This window comes from Pseudomonas sp. Fl4BN1, from assembly GCF_009908285.1.
Taxonomy (GTDB): Bacteria; Pseudomonadota; Gammaproteobacteria; order Pseudomonadales; family Pseudomonadaceae; genus Aquipseudomonas.
The window spans coordinates 309,623-323,816 of the sequence record NZ_JAAARM010000003.1 but is presented as its reverse complement, the minus strand read 5'-3'; the positions used below and the strand labels follow the sequence as shown (position 1 = coordinate 323,816).

The 14,194-nt window shown below is 64.1% G+C and carries 13 protein-coding genes; 8 read left to right on the top strand and 5 right to left on the bottom strand.

The window, feature by feature from the left end; all coding sequences use genetic code 11:
* The first annotated feature begins 22 nt into the window (after positions 1-22).
* From GV818_RS05300 to GV818_RS05290, 3 genes are all read left to right on the top strand, one after another.
* A complete protein-coding gene (locus GV818_RS05300; protein ID WP_161775972.1) occupies positions 23-3,295 on the top strand; it encodes a carboxyl transferase domain-containing protein in 3,273 nt (1,090 codons plus the stop codon).
* Positions 3,296-3,427: 132 nt separating this feature from the next.
* Positions 3,428-4,906: an alpha/beta hydrolase gene (locus GV818_RS05295; protein ID WP_161754708.1), complete on the top strand. Its 1,479-nt coding sequence runs from the start codon at positions 3,428-3,430 to the stop codon at positions 4,904-4,906.
* Between the two features lie 90 nt (positions 4,907-4,996).
* A complete protein-coding gene (locus tag GV818_RS05290; RefSeq protein ID WP_161755271.1) occupies positions 4,997-5,509 on the top strand; it encodes a sn-glycerol-3-phosphate transporter in 513 nt (170 codons plus the stop codon).
* 198 nt (positions 5,510-5,707) lie between these two features.
* Here the strand turns inward: GV818_RS05290 and GV818_RS05285 are convergent, their stop codons facing one another.
* The 4 genes from GV818_RS05285 to GV818_RS05270 all read right to left on the bottom strand — a co-directional run bounded on the left by GV818_RS05285 (position 5,708) and on the right by GV818_RS05270 (position 7,438).
* Entirely contained in the window at positions 5,708-5,977 is a 270-nt protein-coding gene (locus GV818_RS05285) for a hypothetical protein (RefSeq protein ID WP_161754710.1), read from the bottom strand.
* A 31-nt stretch (positions 5,978-6,008) separates the two neighbouring features.
* Positions 6,009-6,479 carry a hypothetical protein gene (locus GV818_RS05280; protein ID WP_368668872.1) on the bottom strand — a complete coding sequence of 157 codons (471 nt, stop codon included), beginning with the start codon at positions 6,477-6,479 and terminating at the stop codon, positions 6,009-6,011.
* Positions 6,473-6,928 (bottom strand): glucosaminidase domain-containing protein, encoded by a 456-nt coding sequence (locus GV818_RS05275; RefSeq protein WP_161754712.1) that lies wholly within the window; start codon positions 6,926-6,928, stop codon positions 6,473-6,475. Before GV818_RS05275 ends, GV818_RS05280 begins: the two co-directional genes overlap by 7 nt.
* 75 nt (positions 6,929-7,003) lie before the next feature.
* Positions 7,004-7,438 (bottom strand): tetratricopeptide repeat protein, encoded by a 435-nt coding sequence (locus GV818_RS05270; RefSeq protein ID WP_161754714.1) that lies wholly within the window; start codon positions 7,436-7,438, stop codon positions 7,004-7,006.
* A 265-nt stretch (positions 7,439-7,703) separates the two neighbouring features.
* Here GV818_RS05270 and GV818_RS05265 point away from each other — a divergent pair, with 265 nt between their 5' ends.
* The 4 genes from GV818_RS05265 to GV818_RS05250 are packed head-to-tail and all read left to right on the top strand — an operon-like array spanning position 7,704 to position 11,641.
* Positions 7,704-8,720 carry an iron ABC transporter substrate-binding protein gene (locus tag GV818_RS05265; RefSeq protein WP_161754716.1) on the top strand — a complete coding sequence of 339 codons (1,017 nt, stop codon included), beginning with the start codon at positions 7,704-7,706 and terminating at the stop codon, positions 8,718-8,720.
* A gap of 4 nt (positions 8,721-8,724) precedes the next feature.
* Complete coding sequence (locus GV818_RS05260; protein WP_161775971.1) at positions 8,725-10,335, top strand: ABC transporter permease; 1,611 nt, start codon at positions 8,725-8,727, stop codon at positions 10,333-10,335.
* Positions 10,332-11,402 carry an ABC transporter ATP-binding protein gene (locus GV818_RS05255; RefSeq protein ID WP_161754720.1) on the top strand — a complete coding sequence of 357 codons (1,071 nt, stop codon included), beginning with the start codon at positions 10,332-10,334 and terminating at the stop codon, positions 11,400-11,402. The genes GV818_RS05260 and GV818_RS05255 overlap by 4 nt, the downstream gene beginning before the upstream one ends.
* Positions 11,403-11,428: 26 nt before the next feature.
* Positions 11,429-11,641 (top strand): FecR/PupR family sigma factor regulator, encoded by a 213-nt coding sequence (locus GV818_RS05250; RefSeq protein WP_161754722.1) that lies wholly within the window; start codon positions 11,429-11,431, stop codon positions 11,639-11,641.
* Positions 11,642-11,651: 10 nt separating this feature from the next.
* Here GV818_RS05250 and GV818_RS05245 read toward each other — a convergent pair whose 3' ends face one another.
* A complete protein-coding gene (locus GV818_RS05245) occupies positions 11,652-12,593 on the bottom strand; it encodes a site-specific integrase (RefSeq protein ID WP_161775970.1) in 942 nt (313 codons plus the stop codon).
* 461 nt (positions 12,594-13,054) lie between these two features.
* Here GV818_RS05245 and arnB point away from each other — a divergent pair, with 461 nt between their 5' ends.
* The gene (arnB, locus tag GV818_RS05240) at positions 13,055-14,194 is read left to right on the top strand and encodes a UDP-4-amino-4-deoxy-L-arabinose aminotransferase (protein ID WP_161754726.1); all 1,140 of its coding nucleotides are present in this window, start codon (positions 13,055-13,057) and stop codon (positions 14,192-14,194) included.

Sequence of the window (14,194 nt, the reverse complement as noted above, 5' to 3'; positions counted from 1 at the left end):
CCTATTGTGAGAACTGACTGCCATGTTCCAGAGCCTGTTGATCGCCAATCGTGGCGAGATAGCCATCCGTATCGCCCGGGCTTGCGCCGACCTGGGCATTCGCAGCGTCGCGGTGTTCGCCGAGGACGACCACGCCAGCCTGCATACGCGCAAGGCCGACCTGGCCCTGGCGCTGAATGGGCGTGGCGTCGCGGCCTACCTGGATCGCCAGCAACTGATCAGCATCGCCCTGGCGCAGGGCTGCGAGGCGATTCATCCGGGCTATGGCTTTCTGGCGGAGAACGCCGATTTCGCCCTGGACTGCAAAGCTGCCGGGTTGACCTTCATCGGTCCTGCGCCCGAGGTGCTGCAACTGTTTGGCGACAAGGCGGCGGCCCGCGCTTTGGCCGAGGACTGCGGGGTGCCAGTGCTCGGCGGGATCAATCAGCAAGTGACCCTGCAACAGGCTGCGGCCTTCTTTGAAGAGCACCGCGCCCTGATGCTCAAGGCCTTGGCCGGCGGTGGTGGCCGCGGCATGCGGGCTGTCACCGAGCGCGGGCAATTGGAACAGGCCTTTATCCGCTGCCAATCCGAGGCCCAGGCCGCGTTCGGCAACGGTGCCTTGTATGTCGAACAGTTGCTGCAACGGGCACGGCACATTGAAATCCAGGTCGTGGGGGACGGCAGTGGCGCGGTCAGCCATCTGTGGGAGCGCGATTGCAGCCTGCAACGCCGTCACCAGAAGCTGGTGGAAATCGCCCCCAGCCCGGACTTGTCCGATGGCCTGCGCCAGCAGTTGATCGCTGCCGCGCTGAAACTGGCCAGCCGGGTGCGTTACCAGGGCATTGGCACCTTCGAATTTCTCCTCGACCAGGACCGGCCGGGGAGTTTCTATTTCATGGAAGCCAACCCACGAATCCAGGTGGAGCACACGGTGACCGAGGCCATCACGGGCGTCGATTTACTGCATAGCCAACTGCGGCTGGCGACGGGCGCGTCCTTGGCGAGCCTGGGGCTGGACACGCCACCGGCGCCCCAGGGTTATGCGTTGCAGGTGCGGATCAACCTGGAGCAGCAGCTCGCCGACGGCGGCACGCGCCCGGTGGCTGGCACCTTGAGTGCTTACGAAGCGCCCAGTGGCCCGGGCCTGCGGGTCGACGGTTATGGGTATGCCGGGTATCCGGTCAGTCCCAGCTACGACTCGTTGCTGGCCAAGCTGATCGCCCATGGCGCGGATTACCCCAGTGCCCTGGGACGGGCCTATCGCGGACTCTGCGAGTTCCGCCTGGAAGGCGTGGCGAGCAACCTGGGGCTGTTGCAAAACCTGCTGCGGCATCCGGCGGTGGTCGGGTATCAGCTCAGTACCGGGTTCGTCGAAGCGCACTGGGCGCAGTTGCTGCAAAGCGGCGCCGAGCCTCACCGGTCGCTGTTTTTCGAGCAAGTGCTGGCGGCCCCGGACACTCCGAGTGCTGGTGCTCAGGCACCCGCGGGCACCTTGGCAGTCAGTGCGCCAAGTACCAGCGTACTGGTGAGCCTGGAGGTGGCCGAGGGCGACCAGTTGCAACGTGGCCAGCGAGTCGCGGTGCTGGAAGCGATGAAGATGGAGTTCGAGGTCAAGGCCCAGTGCAGCGGTATCGTCCGGGCCCTGGCGGCGCAGGTTGGTAACGCGGTGAGCGAGGGGCAGCCGTTGCTGTTTCTGGAACCGGCCGAAGTGCTCGGCGACAGCCAGTGCAGCGAGGAGCCGCTGGACCTTGAATGGATCCGCAGCGACCTGGCCGAGGTCCGCGAACGCCACGGGTTGCTGCAGGACGCGCAGCGTCCGGAGGCGGTGGCCAAGCGCCGCAAGAATGGCCAGCGCACCGCCCGGGAAAACCTCGACGACCTGCTGGACCCCGGCAGCTTCATGGAGTACGGCGCCATGGCCCTGGCCGCCCAACGCCGCCGGCGCAGCGCCGAGGAACTGCAGGCCCTGAGCCCGGCCGATGGCCTGGTGGGCGGCATTGGCACGATCAACTCCGAGCACTTCGACAGCACAGGCTCCAGGTGCCTGGCGCTGGCCTACGACTACACCGTGTTCGCCGGGACTCAAGGAGTGATGAACCACAAGAAGACCGACCGCCTGCTGGGCCTGGCTCAGGAATGGCGGCTGCCGGTGGTGCTGTTTGCCGAAGGCGGTGGCGGGCGCCCCGGTGACAGCGACTTCGTCGGGGTCGCGGGCCTGGACTGCCACACCTTCGCCGCCATGGCCCGGCTCTCTGGTTGGGTGCCAACAGTGGGCATCGCCTCAGGACGCTGCTTTGCCGGCAATGCCGCATTGCTCGGCTGCTGCAACCTGATCATCGCTACCCGCAATGCCTCGATCGGCATGGCCGGCCCGGCGATGATCGAAGGTGGCGGTCTGGGCCGTTTCAGCCCGGAACAGGTGGGCCCGGTGACGGTGCAAGGGCCCAACGGGGTGATCGATGTCCTGGTACAGGATGAAGCCGAGGCGGTACGGGTGGCCAAGCAATACCTGGGCTACTTCCAGGGGCCGCTCAAGGACTGGCAGTGCGCGGACCAGCGTGAACTGCGCCAGCTGATCCCGGAAAACCGCCTGCGGGTCTATGACATACGCCGGGTGATCGAAACCCTGGCCGACCGCGACAGCGTGCTGGAACTGCGGCGGCAGTTCGCCCCGGGGCTGATCACCGCGCTGATCCGCATCGAGGGCCGTGCCTTTGGCCTGCTCGCCAACAACCCCGCAGTGCTGGGCGGGGCCATCGACGCAGCGGCCGGCGACAAGGCCGCGCGCTTCATGCGCCTGTGCCAGGCCTTTGGCCTGCCGCTGGTGTCCTTGTGCGACACCCCGGGGTTCATGGTTGGTCCCGAATCGGAGCAGCAAGCCACGGTGCGCCATGTGTCGAGAATGTTCGTCAGTGCCGCCAGCCTCACGGTGCCGTTCTTCACCCTGGTGCTGCGCAAGGGCTACGGCCTCGGCGCCCAGGCCATGGCCGCCGGGAGTTTCCACAACCCGTTGTTCACCGTCGCCTGGCCCAGCGCCGAGTTCGGCGCCATGGGCCTGGAAGGCGCCGTTCGCCTGGGCTTCTCCAAGGAGCTGGCGGCCCAGCCCGATGCGCAATCGCGCCAGGCGCTGTTCGATAAACTGCTGGCCAAGGCCTACGCCCAGGGCAAGGCCTTGAACATGGCCAGCTATTTGGAGATCGACGCCGTGATCGACCCCTTCGACAGCCGTTGCTGGTTGCTTCGCGGATTGCAGGCCGCGCCCCAGGCGAAGCCGTGGACCGAGCGCGAGCAGGGGTTTGTCGATACCTGGTAGCCGGCCGCTCCTGCAGAGCGCCCGGGGGTCGATGCAGGAGCCTGTTATTCTTGGCGGGTCATGACGCATCAGAAGCGTTCTGATCCGGGTATCGCTGCTCGGCTCCATGTCATCTGCAAGAGTTGATACCCCGTGATAGCACCTGCCCTGTCTCAACTGCTCAAGCGTGGCGCGCTGACCCTTGGCGTCTCGATCCTGGTCCTGCTGGCCTGGCGGATCTACGACACTGAGCGTGGCCCGGCGCTGCAACCCTGGCACTTGCGGGTGCCCCACGAACTCAGCGTCGAACAGCTCGACAACGCCGACTGGTCGACCTGGCTCAAGGCCGAGGATCAGGTGTTCGCCGAGGTCAAGCGCGAGGTCACCGACACCCTGGACCCTGCCCAGGTGCCGCCCTTCAACCGCTACCGCGCGGACAGCCGGGTCTATCCACCGCGGTTTGCCACAGACTGGAACCGCTCTTACCTGCTGCGCCCGCCTGGTACGCCACGGGGGGTGGTGGTGCTGCTGCACGGCCTGACCGACTCGCCCTACAGCCTGCGCCACATCGCCCAGCGCTACCTTGAACACGGTTATCTGGCCATCGGCCTGCGCTTGCCGGGCCACGGCACAGTGCCGGCGGGCCTGACCGATGCCCACTGGCAGGAATGGCTGGCGGCCACGCGCCTGGCACTGCGCACCGCGCGGGCCGAGGTGCCGGCCCCCGCGCCGTTGCACATCGTCGGTTACTCCAACGGTGGCGCCCTGGCGGTCAAGTACGCGCTGGATGCCTTGAGCGATGCGCAATTGCCAGAGGCCCAGCGACTGGTGTTGATTTCACCGATGATCGGCGTCGCTCAGTCCGCGCGTTTTGCCGGGCTGGCCGGCTGGCCCGCGGTGTTTCCCGCGTTCAGCAAGGCCGCCTGGCTGAACCTGCGTCCTGAATACAACCCGTTCAAGTACAACTCCTTTCCGGTCAATGGCGCGCGTCAGTCCTGGCTGCTCACCGATGCCCTGCAACGCCAGTTGCAGGCTTTGGTGGGCGACCCGCGCCTGACCCGGCTACCGCCGATTCTGAGCTTCCAGTCCCTGGCCGACGCCACCGTCAGTACCCCGGCCCTGGTCAGTGGGCTGTACCGCCAGCTACCGGCCAATGGCAGTGAACTGGTGATTTTCGATCTCAATCGGGTCCAGGACTTCGAAGGCCTGCTGGACCCGGCCAGCGTCACTTCCCTGGCCAATCTGTTGCCGGCGCCACCGCGCAACTACGCGACCCAGGTGCTGACGAATGAGGGTACCGGCACGGCCAGGTTGGAAGCCGTCAGCACCGCGGCCCTGAGCCTGGACAGCCGTCGGCTGCCACTGGAACTGACTTACCCGCCGGGGGTATTTTCCCTCTCGCATGTGGCGTTACCGTTCCCCTCGGACGACGGCTTGTATGGCACCCAACCCGCCGCCAACGAGGATTTCGGCGTGCATCTGGGCACCGTGGCCGCCCGCGGCGAACGAGGGGTGCTGGTGGTGCCCATGGATGAGCTGATGCGCCTAACGTCCAATCCGTTCTACTCCTACCTGATTCAGCGTATTGATATGGATATAGACAAAGCCACAGTGCCTTCATTGATTCACTGAATAGACAAATGTTAGCGTGCGCCCCCTTTTGCCCCCTTGATTTCCGAGGGGGCACAACTGCCACTACGGCAGGGAAATGCGATGAAACCGATGATTCGACCCTGGGCCCTGCGCCTGTCTCTCCCGAAACGCCGCACTGTTTGCACGACCGTCGGCGCGGCCTTGCTGTCACTGAGCGCCTTGCAGAGCGCGCAAGCCGATCAACAGCAGGACTACTGGCTCGTGCAGACCAGCGTCTACACCAATCATTGGAGCAATGATCCTGATCACAACAACCATCAAGACCTGATCGGCCTTGAGCGCAACTACGCCGATGGCGAATTGTGGGGGGTGAGCACCTTTCGTAACTCATTCTCCCAGCGTTCCTACTACGCCTATGTCGGCAAGGCTTGGGAAAACGCCGAGTGGCCGGTGTATGCCAAGCTCAGCGGCGGCCTGATCCAGGGCTACAAGGGTGAGTACAAGGACAAGATCCCGCTGAACCACCTTGGCGTGGCGCCGGTGCTGATTCCGGCGATCGGCGTGCATTACGGCCCGGTAGCCAGCGAACTGGTGGTGCTCGGCACGGCAGCGGTGATGGTCAACGTTGGCTATCGCTTCTGAACCACGAGGTGCTCAGGTGATACGCGGCCCAGCGTGGTAGCAGCAGACGCTGGCTGCTTCCCTCCCCCAAGCCGATCAAGGAACGTCATAGAGCGCGGGCATCAAGGATTGGGCCAAGCGCGGGCATTCATTGCGCCGCATCGAGCGCTTAGGGGCCTAGTGCAGCGGCCACCGCTTCGAGCACCATCGCCATCACACCTACGCGGTCGGCCGGAGCCTGGCGCAATCGGGAGCCAGGTTCTTCACCCGGTTGCGGGTCACCGCCTCGATCAACAGCCGCGACCTGCCGATTGCCTTCACTTCGTCTACAGCGAGCCGCTGGCGGCGTCCATTTTCCTGTTGATCGTCGCCGGCATTGCTCTGACCGACAGCCTTGGCCTGATCACCTGCGCCGCGACTGGCGCGGCAGCGTACTGCGCGGTGGTCCAGTTGGCCGCCGCGACCTGAAACCGCAGCGCCCATAACCACCAAGGGCTCTTGAAGGCCGCTGGCCCACTGCCTATTGTTGATCCTCACAACCCAGGCCCTGGCGCTGGGGTTCTTCATCGACCAGGGTCTTGCCGGTACGCGCCATGATCTGAGCCTGCAAGGTGCGCAACTCGCTGCCCGTGAGGCGCTTGCAGCGGTTGATTTCCCAGACATCACCGGTGGCGATGCTCACCGAGAACAGTCCCCAGTACTCGGTGGCGCCGGCCTTGGGGGCGTTGTAGCCCAGGCTGAAGTCGAAGTACCCCGGATGTGGCGGCTGGCCGTGCTCATCCTGCAGGTCGCCATCGACAAACACCCCGGGCTTGTTCAATGAATAATCCTGGTACTTGAGGGCTACCTGCAACACCGCCTGGGCCTGCTCACGCGTCAGCCCCGACGCCTTGACCTCGGCGGGCTGCAGGGTGCCGGCAGCACAGGCCGCAAGGGTCACGCTCGCCAGGGACAGGCTCAACATCCAGCCCCGCACCTGTCTGATCAGCACGCCAAACGTCCTCTGACCGCGACGATGATGTCCGCCAGGTACTTGGCGAAACCGTTGCGTCCACCCGTGGCCGCATCACCGCTGTTATAGCCGCTGAACACCAGGGCCTGGGCGAACGCCATGGGATCGCGCTTGCTGCGCACCGCTGAGCCATAGCGTAAGGCGAAGGACTGGGCGCATTGCTGGAAGGAGTCGAAGGTTGCCACCTTGATGCTGGCATTGCCCTGGGGCGACTCGGCACTGCGTTGCAAAGGTGCCGGCGCGTGCAGGGAGAAATAGTTGTTCAGTTCCCGGGCAATCCGCCCGGTGCCGTACTGACTCTCCTGGGCGGCCAGGCCAAGGATGTTTTCCACTGGCAGGTCCAGTTGCTCGGCAATCGGTTGGCAGACGGCCTTGTACTTGCTGACAAAGGTCACGGCGCTGATGTTGTTGCACAGTTTGGCGCTCAAGAAGGCGGCCTCTTTTGAGTGTGTGATTACATGTCCATTGTTGCTTGAGGCCGGGCCCGAGTGTCCGGGCGCCGGCTACAGCTTGGCCCGGGTCGCCAGGAACTGCAGGTAGCGGGGATCATCATGGGCGAATATTTCCTCACCGGCGCCCATATAGGCGCGCATCAGTTGATCCGCCGCCTGGTCGTCATTGCCGGTTTCGAACAAGACCTGCCCCAGGCGCAGATGCAAGAAGGGATTGCCCAGTGCATCGGGACAGGTCATCGCATATTCCAACGTTGCGCGCGCCTCCTGGAATTGACCTGACAGGAACAGCGCATCGGCGATGGCAGCCAGCACCCAGGTGGCCGCTTCCCAGTCATTCTGCGGTTCGGGGAGCAACTTCCAGGCAGCCTGGTAGTGCACCAGGGCTTCGCTATAGCGCTCTGCCTCGGCCAGCTTGTCGCCATTGGCACACAGGGCCTGAAGCTGTTCATGAAGCGAATCGGGCAATTGCCGATCTTCGTGCATGGCACGCAATCCTTTGCTGGTAATGCCGGCTCTGTTCAGCGACCGGCGAATGACTGTGCGGCGAGGGCGCAGCCTCTGATAGGTGGCTACGAATCAAAACAGAAATGACATGGATTCACCATAAATTTGACGAATTTTTCTTGTTTGCATATCTACATTGCGCGCAGATTACATATGCAAATGATTCGCATTGTTTTAGTGGTCCCGATGGACCCTGTGCGTGGTTCAGACGCATTCCAACAACAACCGCAGGAGCTGCAATCAGATGACCGTTCGTCTCTCTTCCTTATTCAAGCGCGCATTGCTGGCCAGCGCCTTTCTCGCCGCTGGGCATGCCTACGCCGCGTCCGATGCCGACGGCATCCTGGTCTACAACGCCCAGCACGAAGGCCTGACCAAGGCCTGGGTCGAAGGCTTCACCCGGGACACCGGGATCAAGGTGACCCTGCGCAACGGCGATGACAGCGAAATGGGCAACCAGCTGGTGCAAGAAGGCAAGGCCTCGCCGGCTGACGTGTTCCTCACCGAGAACTCCCCGGCCATGGCCCTGGTGGATAATGCCGGGCTGTTCACCAAGGTGGCACCCGCCACCCTGGAGCAGATCGACGCGGCCTATCGTCCGGCCCACGGCAAATGGGTGGGGATTGCCGCCCGCTCCACGGTGTTTGTCTACAACCCGGCCAAGCTGAGCGCGGCCGAGTTGCCTAAATCCCTGCTGGACCTGGCATCGTCGAGCTGGAAAGGCCGCTGGGCAGCCTCGCCGGCCGGCGCCGACTTCCAGGCGATTGTCAGCGCGGTGCTGGAACTCAAGGGCGAAGCCGCGACCCTGGAATGGCTCAAGGGTGTGAAAGCCAATGCCGCGGTCTATCGCGGCAACAGCGCGGTGCTCAAGGCGGTCAACGCCGGCCAGGTCGACAGCGGCGTGATTTATCACTATTACAGTTTCGTCGATCAGTCCAAGACTGGCGAAAACAGCAAGAACACCGCCCTGCACTACTTCAAGCACCAGGATCCGGGCGCCTTTGTCAGCCTCTCCGGCGGCGCGGTGCTGGCCTCCAGCAAGCACCAGGAACAGGCCCAGGCATTCCTCAAGTGGATCACCGGCCCCCAAGGGCAGAATGTGCTCAAGACCGGCAACTCCTATGAGTACGCGGTGGGCCTGGGCGCTCAGTCCAATCCCAAGCTGGTACCGCTGGCCGAACTCGATGCGCCCAAGGTCGACGCAGCGAAACTCAACAGCAAAAAGGCCGTTGACCTGATGACCCAGGCCGGAATCCTTTAAGCCCATGGCCGACGACTTGACCCTGCCCCGTCCCGGCGCAGTCAGCGCGACCACTGCGCCAGCCTTGAGCGGCTATCGGCGGCGCGCCCTGGGTAAATCCTCGGCGCCCTGGCTGATGGGCGCGGCACTCCTGGTTTCGCTGCTGGCCCTGCTGCCTCTGGGTTTTGTGGTCGGCATCTCGATCCAGACCGGCTGGGCGACCATCGCTCAGCTGGTGTTGCGGCCGCGGGTGGCGGAGCTGCTGTACAACACCCTGCTGTTGCTGATCCTGACTCTGCCCCTGTGTGTGCTCTTGGGCGTGGCCCTGGCCTGGCTGACCGAGCGCACCGACCTGCCCGGACGACGTGCCTGGTCGCTGCTGGCCGTGGCGCCCCTGGCGGTGCCGGCGTTCGTCCACAGCTATGCCTGGGTCAGCCTGTGGCCCGCGCTGCACGGGCTGCCTGCGGCGGTGCTGGTGTCGGTGATTGCCTATTTTCCCTTTGTCTACCTGCCGGTCGCTGCGTCCCTGCGCCGGCTCGACCCGGCCATCGAGGATGTTGCCGAGTCCCTGGGACTCAAGCCCCAAGCAGTGTTCCTGCGGGTGGTACTGCCGCAACTGCGGCTGGCGATTGGCGGCGGCATGCTGCTGGTGGGCCTGCATCTGTTAGCGGAGTACGGTCTGTACGCGATGATCCGCTTCGATACCTTCACCACTGCCATCTACGACCAGTTCCAATCCACCTACAACGGCCCGGCGGCAAACATGCTGGCGGGGATTCTGGTGCTGTGCTGCCTGGTGCTGCTGAGCCTGGAGTCCGCTACTCGGGGCCAGGCGCGCTATGCCCGGGTCGGCTCCGGTGCTGCACGAACCCAGCGCATCCAGGCCTTGCGCGGCGGGTCCCGGTACGGCGCATTGGTCGTACCGATCCTGACCAGCGTCCTGGCCCTGGGGGTACCACTGCTGACCCTGGGCAACTGGCTGCTGGCCGGCGGTATCGAGGTCTGGCAGGTGCCGGAGTTGCTGCCCAGCCTGCGTCAGACCCTGATGCTGGCAAGCCTCGGCGCCCTGCTGATTACCTGCGCGGCGGTGCCCATGGCCTGGCTGTCGATTCGCGCGCCCGGCCCGTTGCTGCGACTGCTGGAAAGCTGCAACTACATCACCAGTTCCCTGCCGGGCATCGTCGTCGCACTGGCGCTGGTGACGATCACGGTGCAGTACGCCCGGCCGATCTACCAGACCAGCATCACCGTGCTGCTGGCCTATGGACTGATGTTCCTGCCCCGGGCCCTGGTCAGCTTGCGGGCCGGTATCGCCCAGGCTCCGGTGGAGCTGGAGAATATCGCCCGCAGCCTGGGCCGCACCCCGGCGCAGGCGCTGTGGCGCATTACCCTGCGTTTGGCCGCGCCAGGGGCGGCGTCCGGCGCGGCCCTGGTGTTTCTGGCCATCAGCAATGAGCTCACTGCCACCCTGCTGCTGGCCCCCAATGGCACCCGGACCCTGGCCACCGGCTTCTGGGCCAGGACCAGCGAGATCGACTACGCCGCCGCGGCGCCTTATGCGTTGATCATGATTGTGCTTTCACTGCCGTTGACCGGCCTTCTCTACCATCAATCCAGACGTACGGCGGGCCGATGAACACTCTCGAACTCCATGCACTGCACAAATCCTTCGGCAGCGTGCCGGCGGTCGACAACATCAGCCTGAGCTTGCCGGCCGGCAGCCGCACGGCGATTGTCGGGCCTTCCGGCTCCGGCAAGACCACCTTGCTGCGGATGATCGCCGGCTTCGAGTTTCCCGACAGCGGCCGCATCACCCTCAACGACCAGGTCCTGGTGGATGGCCGTGGCGCGGTACCGGCCCATCAGCGCCTGATCGGCTATGTGCCGCAGGACGGTGCGCTGTTTCCACACCTGAGCGTGGCGGCCAATATCGGCTTCGGCCTGCCGGGCAAGCAGGCGGCCAAACAGTCGCGCATCGCCGAGTTGCTCGACATGGTCGCGCTGGACGCCAGCCTGGCCGCGCGCTGGCCACACGAGCTGTCAGGCGGCCAACAGCAGCGGGTAGCGTTAGCTCGGGCCCTGGCCCAGCGCCCCAGGCTGATGCTGCTGGACGAGCCCTTTTCTGCCCTCGATACCGGCTTGCGGGCCTCGATGCGCAAGGCCGTGGCCCGCTTGCTGGCGGACGCCGGGATCACCAGCGTGCTGGTCACCCATGATCAGGCCGAGGCCCTGTCCTTTGCCGACCAATTGGCGGTGATGCGCCAGGGTCGCTTGATCCAGGCGGGGGCGCCGCTGGAGTTGTACCAGCGCCCGCGAGATGCGCAGACCGCAATGTTTCTCGGTGACGCGGTGCTGCTGCCGGCACAGCTCGACAATGGCATGGCCAACTGCGACCTGGGCTTGGTGCCAGTCCGCGATCACTCACTCAAGGGCCCGGCGCGGATCATGCTGCGTCCCGAGCAACTGCAACTGAGCGCCGACGCTCCGGAAGCCGGGGATGGCACGGGCTGTGTCGGAGTGGTCAGCGACTGTGATTTCGCCGGCAACACCTGCACCCTGAGCATTCGCATTGCCACGGCCAGCGGTGCCGAACAACTGCTGCCGGTTCGCAGCTCGGGGCTGCATGCACCACAGACCGGCAGCCGCGTGCGAGTAACCACTCTGGGACATGCCCATGTGCTGGATGCGCAGCCCGCCAATTGAGCACCACCTTGAGCCAGGATTGAACGATGACTGAGCCCGCTGGCGAAACAGGTGACTACCTGATGATGCAGGCCGCCCACTGGTGCATGCGCCTGCGGGAAGCCGATTGCAGCCTGGAGGAGCGCCGGGCGTTCGAAGACTGGCTACAGGGCGATCCGAGTCATGCCTTCGAGTACGCCAGGATGCTTGAGGTCTGGGACCTCGCCGGACAGCTGTCGCCGTCGGTTCTCGCTCCTTGAGCCTGAGCCTTCACAGATCGAAACGGTCAATGGCCCGGCGGCGCTCGTTGTCGTCACGCATATCGTAACTGGCGGTGGTCTGGATATTGGTGTGGTGCGCCAGCTTCTGGGCAATTGACAGGTCATGCTCCTCGATCACCCGGGTAATGAACGAACGGCGAAAATCGTGGGGCATGATGCGCACCCCGACCTGGGCGCCCCGTTGCCGGGCAATGTAATAGATCGCGTGCTTGCTGATGCGCTCGCGGGTGATGTGGCCGCCACGACGAATCCGGTTGAACAGGAACAGGTCATCCCCCTGCCCTTCGGGCAATTGCGCGCGCCGCAGCTCCAGCCAGGCCTGCAACTTGTCGAAGGCCCAGGTCGGGGCGTACTTGATCAACTGCTTGTTGCCCTTGGCCAGTACCTGCAGGCTGCGCTGGGCGAAATCCACCTGGGCCAGGTCCAGGTTCACCGACTCGGACTTGCGCATGCCCGAGCCGTAGAGCACCGCGATGATTGCAGCATCGCGCACGCCCTGGGGACGTGGGTCGGCGGCGCACACCGCCAGCAAATCCTGGATCAGCCCGCGCTTGAGATTGCGCCCCCGGGACAGGCGCGTACCGCTGATGGCCTTGACCGAACGCATTTTCAGCAGGTGGTCCTGGCTGATCAGGCTGGCACGCCAGGCCTCGTTCATCACCCCGCGCAAAGCGTTGACGTACAGCGACGAGGTGTTGGGCGCATAGCCGTCGCGGCGCAAGGTGGCTACCAGCGCGGTGACCTGCTCGGGCTGCAACTGGTGCCAGGGAATGTCCTCCAGGTTGAGGTCTTCGTAACCCAGGCGGTCAGCAGCATCCTGCAACACATAGCGCAGGGTCGACTGGCTGGAAGGTGCCAGGCGTGCCAGGTACAGGCAAAGCGGGTTGGCAGTGGCGCCGCTACCGGCGGCATTGAACGCCGACACAGTCATAGGGTCTCCGAGATCAAGGGTTGCACTGGGTGGCACCTGGGGGCGCTGATAAAAAGCCTGGTGGCGCCCCCTTTTCTATCCGCTGGAAACCCGCTAAAACAGTCACCGGCGCTCAGTTGATTAATAACTTTACAAACAAACTGAACACTTGCTGTCTGGTTGGCAGAAAAACGGACTTTTGCCTTATTTTTCATATTAGTTTCACATTTTTGCGCTTAATCTCAGCCCCGGCAGCCCGCCTTCCGAGTGCAGCATTTTCTCAGATTGCAAAGATAACACCTTGATCCACATTTACTTTTCACAAACATAGTCTTTACTGAGGCGCTGCATGGAACGCCACGCTGGCTTGATAACAGGATGTGCCTAGATGACTGCATGACCTCCCCGCTCCCCCTGAATCACCCGTTCTTTCGCTGCACCCCGTATTTCCGGCTTTTGCATTGTGTAAACCCGAGGTAACCATGAACCAGGCTTTCCTTCCTTTCTCGCGCCCGAGTATCGGCGAAGAAGAGATTGCTGCCGTAGAGCAGGTTCTGCGCTCCGGTTGGATCACCACCGGCCCGAAAAACCAAGAACTCGAACAGCACTTCGCCGAGCGCGTTGGCGCCCGTCATGCCGTGGCCCTGTCCTCGGCCACCGGTGCGATGCACATCACCCTGCTGGCCCTGGGCATCGGCCCGGGTGACGAGGTGATCACTCCCTCGCAAACCTGGGTCTCCACCGCCAACATGATCTGCCTGCTGGGCGCGACCCCGGTGTTCGTCGATGTCGACCCCGACACCCTGATGAGCGACGCGGCGACCATCGAGGCGGCCATCACCCCGCGCACCAAGGCGATCATTCCGGTGCACTATGCCGGCGCCGCCTTCGATCTGGACCCGTTGTACGCCCTGGCGGACAAACACGGGATCACGGTGATCGAAGATGCCGCCCACGCCGCTGGCACCACCTACCGTGGACGGGCAATCGGTGCCCAGGGCACGGCAATCTTTTCCTTTCACGCAATCAAGAACATGACCTGCGCCGAAGGCGCGATGTTCGTCAGCGATGACGAAGCCCTGGCCAACCGAGTGCGCATGCTCAAGTTTCACGGTCTGGGCGTAGATGCCTACGATCGCCTGACCCACGGCCGCAAGCCCCAGGCCCAGGTGATCGAGCCGGGCTTCAAGTACAACCTGGCGGACATGAACGCCGCCATCGCTCTGGTGCAACTGCAGCGCCTGGACGAGATCAACGCCAAGCGTGAAGTACTGGCCCAGGCTTACCTGGAACGCCTCGCCGGTTTGCCGGTACAGCCCCTGCACCTGCCCCAGTACCCGCAGCAGCATGCCTGGCACCTGTTCATCCTGCGGATCGACGCCGAACGCTGCGGCATTGACCGCGAAGCCTTCATGAAGGGCCTGCAGGAGCAGAACATCGGCACCGGCATTCACTTCATTGCGACCCATATGCATACCTATTACCGACAGCGCTTTGCGCATGTGCAGTTGCCCCATACCGAATGGAACTCGGCGCGGCTATGCTCGATCCCACTGTTTCCGGACATGACCCTCGACGACGTCGAACGGGTTGCCGGTGCCATTGAAAACCTCTTGGACTGA